At 71.4% G+C, this 13161-nt stretch carries 11 protein-coding genes; all 11 read left to right on the plus strand.

Translation table 11 applies throughout. The features are described from left to right. The first annotated feature begins 2 nt into the window (after positions 1-2). The gene (thrC, locus tag OHA55_RS22620; protein WP_266709118.1) at positions 3-1073 is read left to right on the plus strand and encodes a threonine synthase; all 1071 of its coding nucleotides are present in this window, start codon (positions 3-5) and stop codon (positions 1071-1073) included. A 406-nt stretch (positions 1074-1479) separates the two neighbouring features. Continuing rightward, positions 1480-2397, plus strand: coding sequence for a homoserine kinase (gene thrB, locus OHA55_RS22625; RefSeq protein WP_266709120.1), 918 nt, complete (start codon positions 1480-1482; stop codon positions 2395-2397). A gap of 388 nt (positions 2398-2785) precedes the next feature. After that, a complete protein-coding gene (gene rho / locus OHA55_RS22630; RefSeq protein WP_266709122.1) occupies positions 2786-4816 on the plus strand; it encodes a transcription termination factor Rho in 2031 nt (676 codons plus the stop codon). 346 nt (positions 4817-5162) lie between these two features. After that, the gene (locus OHA55_RS22635) at positions 5163-6266 is read left to right on the plus strand and encodes an LCP family protein (protein ID WP_266709124.1); all 1104 of its coding nucleotides are present in this window, start codon (positions 5163-5165) and stop codon (positions 6264-6266) included. Between the two features lie 178 nt (positions 6267-6444). Next, positions 6445-6669 carry a 50S ribosomal protein L31 gene (rpmE, locus tag OHA55_RS22640; protein WP_266709126.1) on the plus strand — a complete coding sequence of 75 codons (225 nt, stop codon included), beginning with the start codon at positions 6445-6447 and terminating at the stop codon, positions 6667-6669. 147 nt (positions 6670-6816) lie between these two features. Continuing rightward, the gene (prfA, locus tag OHA55_RS22645; RefSeq protein WP_266709128.1) at positions 6817-7893 is read left to right on the plus strand and encodes a peptide chain release factor 1; all 1077 of its coding nucleotides are present in this window, start codon (positions 6817-6819) and stop codon (positions 7891-7893) included. Positions 7894-7933: 40 nt separating this feature from the next. After that, positions 7934-8779, plus strand: coding sequence for a peptide chain release factor N(5)-glutamine methyltransferase (gene prmC, locus OHA55_RS22650; protein WP_266709130.1), 846 nt, complete (start codon positions 7934-7936; stop codon positions 8777-8779). Positions 8780-8852: 73 nt separating this feature from the next. Beyond that, the gene (locus tag OHA55_RS22655) at positions 8853-9500 is read left to right on the plus strand and encodes an L-threonylcarbamoyladenylate synthase (RefSeq protein WP_266709132.1); all 648 of its coding nucleotides are present in this window, start codon (positions 8853-8855) and stop codon (positions 9498-9500) included. After that, complete coding sequence (locus tag OHA55_RS22660) at positions 9497-10138, plus strand: protein-tyrosine-phosphatase (protein ID WP_266709134.1); 642 nt, start codon at positions 9497-9499, stop codon at positions 10136-10138. Before OHA55_RS22655 ends, OHA55_RS22660 begins: the two co-directional genes overlap by 4 nt. Positions 10139-10290: 152 nt before the next feature. Beyond that, entirely contained in the window at positions 10291-11583 is a 1293-nt protein-coding gene (gene glyA, locus OHA55_RS22665) for a serine hydroxymethyltransferase (protein ID WP_266709136.1), read from the plus strand. Between the two features lie 96 nt (positions 11584-11679). Then, positions 11680-13074 carry an MraY family glycosyltransferase gene (locus tag OHA55_RS22670; RefSeq protein ID WP_266709138.1) on the plus strand — a complete coding sequence of 465 codons (1395 nt, stop codon included), beginning with the start codon at positions 11680-11682 and terminating at the stop codon, positions 13072-13074. Positions 13075-13161 lie beyond the last annotated feature (87 nt).

Below are 13161 nucleotides of genomic sequence, written 5' to 3' on the forward strand. Positions count from 1 at the left end.
CCATGACCAGCAAGGGCACCCACCAGTGGCGCGGCATCATCGAGGAGTACCGGGACCGTCTTCCGGTCACGGCTGCGACGCCGATCGTCACACTCCGTGAGGGCGGTACGCCGCTCGTTCCGGCGCAGGTCCTGTCCGAGCGTACGGGCTGCGAGGTGCACCTCAAGGTCGAGGGCGCCAACCCCACCGGTTCGTTCAAGGACCGCGGCATGACCATGGCCATCACCCGGGCCAAGGAGGAGGGTGCTCAGGCCGTCATCTGCGCCTCCACCGGCAACACCTCCGCCTCCGCCGCCGCGTACGCGGTGCGCGCCGGGATGGTCTGCGCCGTCCTCGTGCCGCGGGGCAAGATCGCGCTCGGCAAGATGGGGCAGGCGCTCGTGCACGGCGCCAAGATCCTCCAGGTCGACGGCAACTTCGACGACTGCCTGACGCTGGCCCGCTCGCTCTCGGACAACTACCCGGTGGCGCTGGTCAATTCGGTCAACCCGGTCCGCATCGAGGGCCAGAAGACCGCCGCGTTCGAGATCGTCGACGCGCTGGGCGACGCCCCGGACATCCACGTCCTGCCGGTCGGCAACGCGGGCAACATCACGGCCTACTGGAAGGGCTACACCGAGTACGCCGGTGACGGCCTGGCCACCCACCGGCCGCGCATGTGGGGCTTCCAGGCCTCCGGCTCCGCGCCCATCGTGCGCGGCGAGATCGTGAAGGACCCGGCGACGATCGCCACCGCGATCCGGATCGGCAACCCGGCGTCCTGGAACTACGCGCTGGCCGCCCGGGACGAGTCCGGCGGCTTCATCGACGAGGTGACGGACCGTCAGATCCTGTCCGCCTACCGCCTGTTGGCCGCGCAAGAGGGCGTCTTCGTGGAGCCCGCCTCGGCCGCCTCCGTCGCCGGTCTGCTCAAGGCCGCCGAAGAGGGCAAGGTCGACCCCGGTCAGCGGATCGTCTGCACCGTCACCGGCAACGGCCTCAAGGACCCCGACTGGGCCGTCGCGGGCGCACCGCAGCCCGTCACCGTCCCGGTCGACGCCGCCACCGCGGCGGAGAAGCTCGGCCTCGTCTGAGCCGCCGGGCCCGGGGAAGCCCAAAGCCCCGGGTCCCGCTCCCGGTTCACGCATGTACGACGCACCGCCCGGCAGGCGAAACGCCTCCGGGCGGTGCGGTGCGGATCGGGCGGATCGGGCCCAACCCCCCTGCCCGGCACGGAGAGCGCAAGGGACGTGTGCGACACGCATCGTGCGCCTCCCATGCGCCCTATGTCGCCACAGAACCTTCCTTCGATAAGCTGTACGTGACCGGCAGTGCCGTTACGGCCCTGTCCCGTTCGTCGTGCGGTGGCCGTGGGGTCCACCATCGGAGCACCGCCGCCCGGAAGTCGTGTTCCGGCCGACCGGACTCCCGTACCGCCACCCCACCGCCGCAGAGTCACCCGCACGCACCGCATCCCCGCCCCAAGGAGTCCACCAGCCGATGGCCGGTCCCGCGTTCCGAGCCGCCGCCGTCAGGGTGCGCGTCCCCGCCACCAGCGCCAACCTGGGCCCGGGCTTCGACGCCCTCGGCCTCTCGCTGGGCCTCTACGACGACGTGGTCGTCCGGGTCGCCGACTCCGGTCTGCACATCGACATCGCCGGTGAGGGCGCCGACACGCTGCCCCGCGACGAGTCGCACCTGCTCGTACGCTCCATGCGCACCGCCTTCGACCTGCTCGGCGGACAGCCGCGCGGGCTGGAGATCGTCTGCGCCAACCGCATCCCGCACGGCCGCGGCCTCGGCTCCTCCTCCGCCGCCATCTGCGCCGGCATCGTCGCCGCCCGCGCCGTCACGACCGGCGGCGAGGCCCGCCTCGACGAGGCCGCGCTGCTGGAGCTCGCCACCGAGATCGAGGGCCACCCCGACAACGTCGCGGCCTGCCTCCTCGGCGGATTCACCCTCGCGTGGATGGACGGCGGATCGGCCCGCGCGATCCGGATGGACCCGGCCGCCGCTGTCGTCCCGGTGGTCTTCGTACCGGGCAGGCCGGTGCTCACCGAGACCGCCCGCGGACTGCTGCCGCGCCAGGTCCCGCACGTCGACGCCGCCGCCAACGCCGGCCGCGCCGCACTCCTCGTGGAGGCGCTGACCCGGCGCCCCGAGCTGCTGCTGGCCGCCACCGAGGACCGGCTGCACCAGGAGTACCGCGGCCCGGCCATGCCGGAGAGCCTCGAACTGGTGCACCGGCTGCGCGCCGACGGGGTTCCCGCCGTCATCTCCGGTGCGGGGCCCACGGTCCTGGCCTTCACGGAGGAGGGCGCCGCCGACAAGGTGGCCCGGCTCGCGGGTGAGGGATGGGCCGCCAACCGGCTCGCGCTCGACGGTCCGGGCGCGTGCGTACTGCCGCTCGCGCCGTAAGCAGAGGGATTGCCGGTGAAGGAGAGGGGGAATATTTGTTGGAGCCGGTAGTGTTAATCTCAAGTCGGCAATCGACGTCCACGCGACGCGTTGCTTCGTGTCCCCTTCAGGGACCACCTTTCTTCCGGGAGCCTCCCCCAACTGCCTGATCAGCCTGTCTGAGCAGTTTCGAGCACGCTCCGGAACCGGCAAGACACCCCTCGTTCGTCCAAGAGTGGGCCGAGCAGGGGGAGCTCGCGTCGGACCCCGCACGTTCATCTCTCCGCCGCACCCGGCGGACCACCGCCCCGGCACGGTCCGCGATCGAAAAGATCACATACCGAATGCCGGACAGCACAACCGGTCGCCGAGCCAGAAGGCCGACGTCCGCTCCAGGGAAGGACCCTTCGTGAGCGACACCACCGATCTGATGGGCGTGACTGCCGACAAGAGCGTCGACAGCGCCGCGCCCGCCGAAGGTGCTGCCACCGGCACCACCGCACGGCGCCGCCGCTCCGGCACCGGCCTTGACGGCATGGTCCTGGCCGAGCTGCAGCAGGTCGCGTCCGGCCTCGGCATCAGGGGCACCGCGCGCATGCGCAAGAGCCAGCTGATCGAGGTCATCAAGGAGGCGCAGGCCGGCAAGGCCCCCGCCGCCAAGACCGCCGCCACCAAGGCGCCCGCCGCCGGTACGGACGCGGAGACCAAGCCCAAGCGCCGCGCCACCTCGAAGGCGCGCACGGGCGACGAGGCCGCCGCCCCGGCCGAGAAGCCGGCCGCCCAGCAGCAGATCGACATCCCCGGTCAGCCCGCCAGCGACGACCAGCCCGCCGGCGAGCGCCGCCGCCGCCGCGCCACCGCGCAGGCCGGTTCCCCCGAGGCGAAGGCCGAGCCGAAGCAGGACGAGCGCCCCGCCGAGAAGCAGGACGACCGCGCCGAGGCGAAGGGCGACGCCCGCGCCGAGTCGGCCGCCGACACCGCCGAGGGCCGTCGCGGCGACCGTCAGGACCGCCAGCGCGGCGACCGCCGGGACCGTCAGCGCGACCGCCGCGGCAAGGGCGACGACCAGGGCCAGCAGCGCCAGGGCCAGGGCCAGTCGCAGCGCCAGGGCCAGGGGCAGACCCAGGGCCAGGGCCAGGGTGGCGGTCAGAGCCAGGGCCAGCAGCACCGTGACAACGGTCCGCAGGACGACTTCGACGACGAGGGCGGCCGCCGCGGCCGTCGTGGCCGCTACCGCGACCGTCGTGGCCGTCGTGGCCGCGACGAGTTCCAGAGCGACGTGCAGGTGGCCGACGACGACGTCCTGATCCCCGTCGCGGGCATCCTGGACATCCTCGACAACTACGCGTTCATCCGGACCTCCGGATACCTCCCGGGCCCGAACGACGTGTACGTCTCGCTCGCCCAGGTCCGCAAGAACGGCCTGCGCAAGGGTGACCACGTCACCGGCGCAGTGCGCCAGCCCAAGGACGGCGAGCGCCGCGAGAAGTTCAACGCCCTCGTGCGCCTCGACACCGTCAACGGCATGGCGCCCGAATCCGGCCGCGGCCGCCCGGAGTTCCAGAAGCTGACGCCGCTGTACCCGCAGGACCGGCTCCGCCTGGAGACCGACTCCAACGTCCTGACGACCCGGATCATCGACCTGGTCGCGCCGATCGGCAAGGGCCAGCGAGGCCTGATCGTGGCCCCGCCGAAGACCGGTAAGACCATGATCCTCCAGGCGATCGCCAACGCGATCACGGTCAACAGCCCGGAGTGCCACCTGATGGTCGTCCTCGTGGACGAGCGTCCGGAGGAAGTCACCGACATGCAGCGCTCGGTGAAGGGCGAGGTCATCTCCTCGACCTTCGACCGTCCCGCCGAGGACCACACCACCGTCGCCGAACTGGCCATCGAGCGCGCCAAGCGCCTGGTCGAGCTCGGTCACGACGTGGTCGTCCTGCTCGACTCGATCACCCGCCTGGGCCGCGCGTACAACCTCGCGGCGCCGGCCTCCGGCCGCATCCTGTCCGGTGGTGTCGACTCGACCGCGCTGTACCCCCCGAAGCGCTTCTTCGGCGCCGCGCGCAACATCGAGGACGGCGGCTCGCTGACCATCCTGGCCACCGCGCTCGTCGAGACCGGCTCGCGCATGGACGAGGTGATCTTCGAGGAGTTCAAGGGCACCGGCAACATGGAGCTCAAGCTCGACCGGAAGCTCTCGGACAAGCGCATCTTCCCGGCGGTGGACGTCGACGCGTCCAGCACCCGTAAGGAAGAGATCCTGCTGGGCAGCGACGAGCTGGCCATCACCTGGAAGCTGCGCCGGGTGCTGCACGCGCTCGACCAGCAGCAGGCGATCGAGCTCCTGCTGGACCGGATGAAGAAGACCCAGTCCAACGCGGAGTTCCTGCTCCAGATCCAGAAGACGACGCCGTCGCCGGGCAACGGCAACGACTGACGTCCGCACGGCAGTTGAACGAAACCGCCCCCGCCGCACCCGCGGCGGGGGCGGTTTCGTCGTGCACGGGCCGCGCCCGGAGGCGATCCGAGACCTTCGCCACACTCAGGGTGACCGTCCCGGGGGTGCTCCCACGCGTGTACGAGGAACGAAACCGCAGGTGAGCGAGGTGTCACCGGTAGTTCTCCAGGTCCTGGTGCCACCCGTTCGGCCGTACGGTGGTCACAGCGCGTCGTGCCACCCTTCTTGGTGCTTCGGCGTCCATCCGAGAGACGACCCGACCGTGCCGGGACCACACCGGCAGGGGGAACAGGGAGCAGCGCGGAACCGGGAACGAGGAACACCCATGAGCGAGCAGAGCAGAGGCACGGGCCGCATACGCGGCACCGGCGGACGGCGCAGAAAGCCGCCCCGCCGGAGCCGGGTGAAGAAGATCGTGGCCTGGACGGCCGCGGGGATCGTGGTCCTCGGCGGTTCGGGTCTCGCGTACGCGTACTTCGCGCTCGACGGCAACCTCAAGGGCGTCGACATCAACGCCGCCCTCGGCACCGACCGCCCCGACGACGTCGACAACGGCTCCGAGGACATCCTGGTGCTCGGCTCGGACTCCCGTTCCGGCGCCAACTCCGAGTACGGCGCGGACCAGGGCACCGCCCGTTCGGACACCGCGATGGTCGTGCACGTCAACAAGGGCCACAAGTCCGCGAGCATCGTCTCGATACCGCGCGACACCCTTGTCGACCGGCCCGCCTGCACCGACCCCGCCACCGGGCAGCGGACGGCCGCGGCCACCGGCCAGATGTTCAACTCGGCCTACCAGGTGGGCGGTCCGGCCTGCGCGGTGAAGACCGTGGAGGCGATGTCCGGCATCCGCATGGACCACTACGTCGAGGTCGACTTCACCGGCTTCAAGAAGCTCGTCGACCAGCTGGGCGGTGTCGAGATCACCACCAGCGAGGCGATCGACGACCCCAGCAGCCATCTCGTCCTTGCCCCCGGCAAGCACACCCTCGACGGCGAACAGGCCCTCGGCCTCGTGCGCACCCGCAAGAGCGTCGGCGACGGCAGCGACCTCGGCCGCATCCAGCTCCAGCAGGCGTTCGTGAAGGCACTGATGGAGCAGGTCAAGTCGGTCGGGGTGTTCACCAGCCCCGCCAAGCTGTTCGGCCTTGCGAACACCGCCACCAAGGCCATCACCACCGACTCCGACCTCGCCTCGGTGACCAAGCTCACCGGCTTCGCCAACGGGCTCAAGAACCTCGGCGCGGACGACGTCGACATGGTCACCCTGCCCGTCCAGTACGACCCGGCGAACCCCAACCGGGTGATCCCGCTGGAGAAGGACGCGCAGGAGGTCTGGAAGGCCCTGCGCGCGGACGCCGCGATACCGGCCGCCGCCACCGCGAACTCGGCCGGCGACAAGGGCTCCGCGGCCACCGTCGTCGACTGAGGCAGGTCCCCGGTACACCACCCCGGGGCGGCCTCGACCGGTCCGGCCGGGAATAGACCGGCTCGTACCCCGGTTTTGGGAGATACGGCCGGTCCTGGCAGACTGGTACGTCGGCCCCGGTTCACGGACGCGCAATCCGCGCGGACGACCCGGAGCCCTCCCGAAACTAGGAGACACCTTGAAGCGCGACATTCACCCCACGTACGTCGACACGCAGGTCAGCTGCACCTGTGGCGCGTCGTTCACCACCCGGAGCACCATCGACAACGGCACCATCCGTGCCGACGTCTGCTCCGAGTGCCACCCGTTCTACACGGGCAAGCAGAAGATCCTCGACACCGGCGGCCGTGTGGCCCGCTTCGAGGCCCGCTTCGGCAAGGGTGCAGGCTCCGCCGCCAAGTAGCGAGCCACAGCGCCGGTTCTCGGGCGCCCTCACGGGGGCGGCCGGAACCGGCGTTTTTTCCGGTCGGGTCCTGGGAGGACCCGTGGACCCGACCGGCACCTCCCTCCAGCAGGCCCGTAGAAGTCACCCCCACCCAGGAGCCCGAAGATGTTCGAGGCGGTCGAGGAACTGATCGGTGAGCACACCGATCTCGAGAAGAAGCTCGCCGACCCGTCGGTCCACGCGGATCAGGCCAACGCGCGCAAGCTCAACAAGCGCTACGCGGAGCTGACCCCGATCGTCGCCACGTACCGCTCCTGGAAGGGCACGGGCGACGACATCGTCACCGCCCGCGAGTTCGCCGCCGACGACCCCGACTTCGCCGCCGAGGTCAAGGAGCTGGAGAAGCAGCGCGAGGAGCTCACCGAGCGCCTGCGCCTCCTTCTCGTTCCGCGCGACCCGAGCGACGACAAGGACGTGCTCCTGGAGATCAAGGCGGGCGCGGGCGGCGACGAGTCGGCCCTCTTCGCCGGCGACCTGCTGCGCATGTACCTCCGCTACGCCGAGCGCATCGGGTGGAAGACCGAGATCATCGACTCCACCGAGTCCGAGCTCGGCGGCTACAAGGACGTCCAGGTCGCCGTGAAGACCAAGGGCGGCAACGGCGCCACCGAGCCCGGCCAGGGCGTCTGGGCCCGGATGAAGTACGAGGGCGGCGTGCACCGCGTGCAGCGCGTGCCCTCCACCGAGTCCCAGGGCCGCATCCACACCTCCGCCGCCGGCGTCCTCGTGACCCCCGAGGCCGAGGAGGTCGAGGTCGAGATCCACGCCAACGACCTGCGCATCGACGTCTACCGGTCCTCCGGCCCCGGCGGCCAGTCCGTCAACACGACCGACTCCGCCGTCCGCATCACGCACCTGCCGACCGGCGTCGTCGCCTCCTGCCAGAACGAGAAGAGCCAGCTCCAGAACAAGGAGCAGGCCATGCGCATCCTGCGGTCCCGGCTGCTCGCAGCCGCCCAGGAAGCCGCCGAGCAGGAAGCCTCCGACGTCCGCCGCAGCCAGGTGCGCACCGTCGACCGCTCCGAGAAGATCCGCACGTACAACTTCCCGGAAAACCGGATCTCGGACCACCGCGTCGGCTTCAAGGCGTACAACTTGGACCAGGTCCTCGACGGGGACCTCGACGCGGTGATCCAGGCATGCGTCGACGCCGACTCCGCCGCCAAGCTCGCCAACGCCTGATCCCGCCCGCCCCGCCCGTGAACCCGTACGGAGATCCGCGATGAACCTGCTGCTCGCCGAGGTGGCCCAGGCCACCCAGCGGCTGGCCGACGCCGGTGTCCCTTCGCCGCGATTCGATGCCGAGGAGCTCGCGGCCTTCGTCCACGGGGTCAAGCGGGGCGAACTGCACCGGGTGCCGGACGCCGACTTCGACGCGCGCTACTGGGAGACCATCGCGCGCCGCGAGAACCGCGAGCCCCTCCAGCACATCACCGGCCGCGCCTTCTTCCGCTACCTGGAGCTCCAGGTCGGCCCCGGGGTGTTCGTACCCCGTCCGGAGACCGAGTCGGTCGTCGGCTGGGCCATAGACGCGGTCCGCGCGATGGACGTCGTCGAGCCGCTCATCGTCGACCTCTGCACCGGCTCCGGCGCCATCGCCCTCGCCATGGCCCAGGAGGTGCCGCGCTCCCGCGTGCACGCCGTGGAGCTGTCCGAGGACGCCCTGACGTGGACCAGGAAGAACGCCGAGGGGTCCAGGGTCACCGTGCACCGCGGAGACGCCCTGAGCGCCCTTCCCGAGCTCGACGGCCAGGTCGACCTGGTGATCTCCAACCCGCCGTACATCCCGCTCACCGAGTGGGAGTACGTCGCTCCCGAGGCCCGCGACCACGACCCGCAGATGGCGCTCTTCTCCGGCGAGGACGGCCTCGACACCATCCGCGGCATCGAGCGCACCGCGCACCGCCTGCTCCGCCCCGGCGGCCTCGTCGTCATCGAGCACGCCGACACCCAGGGCGGCCAGGTCCCCTGGATCTTCACCGAGGAACGCGGCTGGGCCGACGCGGCCGACCACCCGGACCTCAACAACCGGCCGCGGTTCGCCACCGCCCGCAAGGCCATGCCGTGACCGGCGCCGCGGCCCCGTGCCCGCACCACCCCCCGTACAAGCCCTACCCGTACACGCTCGAGGAGGCCGGCTGATGGCACGGCGATACGACTGCAACGACGCGACCGACCGTACGACCGGGCTGCGTGAAGCCGCCTCGGCGGTACGTCGTGGCGAACTGGTCGTGCTGCCCACCGACACCGTGTACGGGATCGGTGCGGACGCCTTCTCCTCGGAGGCCGTCGCGGACCTGCTGGACGCCAAGGGCCGCGGGCGCAACATGCCCACCCCGGTCCTCATCGGCTCCCCGAACACGCTGCACGGCCTGGTCACCGACTTCTCCGAGCAGGCGTGGGAACTCGTCGACGCCTTCTGGCCCGGCGCCCTCACCCTCGTCGCCAAGCACCAGCCGTCGCTCCAGTGGGACCTCGGCGACACCCGCGGCACCGTCGCCGTCCGGATGCCGCTGCACCCGGTCGCCATCGAGCTGCTCAACGAGGTCGGCCCGATGGGCGTCTCCAGCGCCAACCTGACCGGCCACCCGTCGCCGGAGACCTGCGACGCCGCCCAGGAGATGCTCGGGGACTCCGTCTCCGTCTACCTCGACGGCGGACCCACCCCGGGCAACGTCCCGTCCTCCATCGTCGACGTCACCGGCAAGGTCCCGGTCCTGCTGCGCGCCGGCGCCCTGTCCGTCGAGGAACTGCGCAAGGTGGTACCCGACCTCGAGGTGGCCAATTGACCGCCCCTGAGGGGCGTGGCATAGCGGGGCAGACCGACCACTTCCGCATTCTCCACGTCAGCACCGGCAACGTCTGCCGCTCGCCCATCACCGAGCGGCTGACCCGCCATGCCCTGGTGGACCGCCTCGGCGATCCGCTCCAGGGCGGCCTCATCGTGGAGAGCGCCGGCACCTGGGGGCACGAAGGCGCCCCCATGGAGGCGAACGCCGAGATCGTCCTCGCCGACTTCGGCGCCGACGCCACCGGCTTCGTCGGCCGCGAGCTCCTCGACGAACACGTGATCCGTGCCGACCTGGTGCTCACCGCGACCCGCGACCACCGCGCGCAGGTCATCTCCATGGGCCACTCCGCCGGACTGCGCACCTTCACCCTGAAGGAGTTCACCCGGCTCGTGCGGGCCATAGACCCGGCCACCCTGCCGGACGCCCACGACGAGGGCGTGGTCGAGCGTGCCCGCGCGCTGGTCCGCGCCGCCGCCGCGCTCCGCGGCTGGCTGCTGGCCCCGACCGCGGACGCCGACGAGGTGTACGACCCCTACGGCGCCCCGATCACCTTCTTCCGCTCGATCGGGGACGAGATCAACCAGGCGCTCGACCCGGTCGTCACCGCGCTCACCGGCGTACCCGCGCACCACTGAGCCGCGCCCCGGCCGGCGCCCCCGCGCGAGCGGTGACAGCTCTTGCGCCGACCGGCCCCACCTGCCCTTTCGCGGCGGGCGTACGGGCGAGTACCGGCCTACATTGGATCCGACGCCACCCCACCAGCACTCCTCAGGCCCGGAGCCGTCAGATGCCGGTCAGCACCCCCACAGCACCCCTTCCGCACGCCGCCGGGCCGCAAGACCCCGGCCCGCTGCTCCGGACCGACCCGGAGATCGCCGAAGTGCTGCGGGAGGAGGCCCGCAGACAGGCCGGCTCGCTCCAGCTGATCGCCGCCGAGAACTTCGCCTCGCCCGCCGTGCTGGCCGCGCTCTCCTCGCCGCTCGCCCACAAGTACGCCGAGGGTTACCCCGGCGCCCGTCACCACGGCGGCTGCGAACAGGCCGACGCCGCCGAGCGCATCGCGGCCGCCCGCGCCACCGCCCTCTTCGGTGCCGAACACGCCAACGTCCAGCCGCACTCCGGCTCCTCCGCCGTACTCGCCGCCTACGCCGCGCTGCTGCGCCCCGGCGACGCCGTACTCGCCATGGGCCTGGCCTCCGGCGGCCACCTCACGCACGGGTCGCCGGGCAACTTCTCCGGGCGCTGGTTCGACTTCACCGGGTACGGCGTCGACCCGGGCACCGGGCTGATCGACTACGACCGGGTGCGCGCCCTCGCCCGCGCCCGCCGGCCCAAGGCCATCGTCTGCGGCTCGATCTCCTACCCCCGCCACCCCGACTACGCGCTCTTCCGCGAGATCGCCGACGAGGTGGGCGCCCGCCTGATCGTCGACGCGGCCCACCCGATGGGGCTGATCGCCGGGGGAGCGGCGCCGAACCCGGTTCCCTACGCGGACGTGGTCTGCTCGACCACGCACAAGGTGCTGCGCGGGCCGCGCGGCGGGATGCTGCTCTGCCGGGAGGAACTGGCCGGACGGATCGACCGGGCGGTCTTCCCGTTCACCCAGGGCGGGGCGCAGATGAACACCATCGCCGCGAAGGCCGTCGCGTTCGGCGAGGCGGCGACGCCCGCGTTCGCGATGTACGCGCACCGGGTCGTCGCCAACGCCCGGGTGCTCGCCGCCGCGCTGGAGGCCGAGGGGTTCGACGTGGCGACCGGCGGCACCGACACCCACATGGTGCTGGCCGACCCGTCGCCGCTGGGCGTCGGCGGACGTACCGCCCGCGACCGCCTCGCCGCGGCCGGCGTGGTGCTGGACTCCTGCCCGCTGCCGCACGCCGGCTCCGCGGCCCTCGCGGACGGTCAGGGGCGGGGCATCCGGCTGGGCACGGCCGCGGTCACCACCCGGGGCATGGACGAGGCGGACATGGCCAAGATCGCCGTCCTGCTCGCCGACGGGGTCCGGGACGGTGCCGATCATGATCGTATCCGTGCCGAAGTGCGGGGATTCACCGAGCGGTATCCGCTCCGCAACGGGTAGGCGGAACCTGTGGAACCGTCACCCGTGCCCAGGTGTCCTCACTCTTGGGGCTAGGGTGTGGGGCTGAGATGGCCGGCGAAATCTGTGGGGCAGCCCGTGCGTGATTACCTGCTGACGCTGTGTGTCGCGGCCGCAGTGACCTATCTGCTGACCGGACCGGTGCGGAAGTTCGCCATCGCGATCGGGGCCATGCCCGCGATCCGCGCGCGCGACGTGCACCGCGAACCGACACCGCGGCTCGGCGGCATCGCCATGTTCGGCGGACTGTGCGCGGGACTGATCGTCGCCTCGCACCTGTTCAACCTCGGCGGGGTCTTCGAGCTCTCCAACGAGCCGAGGGCGCTGCTCTCCGGGGCGGCGCTGATCTGGCTGATCGGCGTCCTGGACGACAAGTTCGAGATCGACGCCCTGATCAAGCTCGGCGGCCAGATGATCGCCGCGGCCGTCATGGTCATCCAGGGTCTGACGATCCTCTGGCTGCCGATCCCCGGCGTCGGGACGGTGGCGCTCACCCCCTGGCAGGGCACCCTGCTCACGGTCGCCCTGGTGGTCATCACGATCAACGCGGTGAACTTCGTCGACGGCCTGGACGGCCTCGCGGCCGGCATGGTCTGCATCGCCGCCGCCGCGTTCTTCCTGTACACCTACCGCCTCTGGTACGGGTACGGCATCGAGGCCGCCGCCCCCGCCACCCTCTTCGCCGCGATCCTCATGGGCATGTGCCTGGGCTTCCTGCCGCACAACATGCACCCGGCCCGGATCTTCATGGGGGACTCCGGCTCGATGCTCATCGGACTGGTGCTCGCCGCCGGTGCGATCTCGGTGACCGGACAGGTCGACCCGGACGCGATGAAGCTCTTCGAGGGAAGCGAGCGGCAGGCCACCCACGCGATGCTGCCGGTCTTCATTCCGCTGCTGCTGCCGCTGACGATCATCGCGATCCCCGCCGCCGACCTGGTGCTCGCGATCGTGCGGCGTACCTGGAACGGGCAGTCACCGTTCGCCGCCGACCGCGGCCACCTGCACCACCGGCTGCTGGAGATCGGCCACTCGCACAGCAGGTCCGTGCTGATCATGTACTTCTGGTCGGCGCTGATCGCGTTCGGCGCGGTCGGGTACTCGGTGCACTCGGCCTCGATGTGGATCGTGCTCGCGATCGTCTTCCTGAGCGCCGTCGGCCTGGTGCTGCTCCTGCTGCCGCGCTTCACCCCGCGCGCCCCGCGCTGGGCCAACTCCCTGGTGCCGCCCCGCTACCGGCGCCGCCGCCGGCCGGAGCTCTCCGAGGCGCTCTCCGAGACGGCTTCCGGAGCGGCCGTGGCGGCGCTCCCCGAGGACGGGGCGACCGCCCCCGAGGCGCACGGTTCGCACCTCGCGGACGAGGATGCCGACCGCCCGCCGGTCGCGGTGGGAGTCTCCGGCGTCAACGGAGCGACTGCGATCGGCACTCGTTCGCGCTTCTCCGATCGGCGCAGAGCCAATTCTTCGCGCTGACCTTTCGGACGTTGTCGCCTCTATCAGACAAGTCGTCAGGCTGTCCCGGCGCCACGCAGGCAAGTAGTCCTCACGTGTGACAGTTGG

Source organism: Streptomyces sp. NBC_00102, assembly GCF_026343115.1.
Lineage (GTDB): Bacteria > Actinomycetota > Actinomycetes > Streptomycetales > Streptomycetaceae > Streptomyces.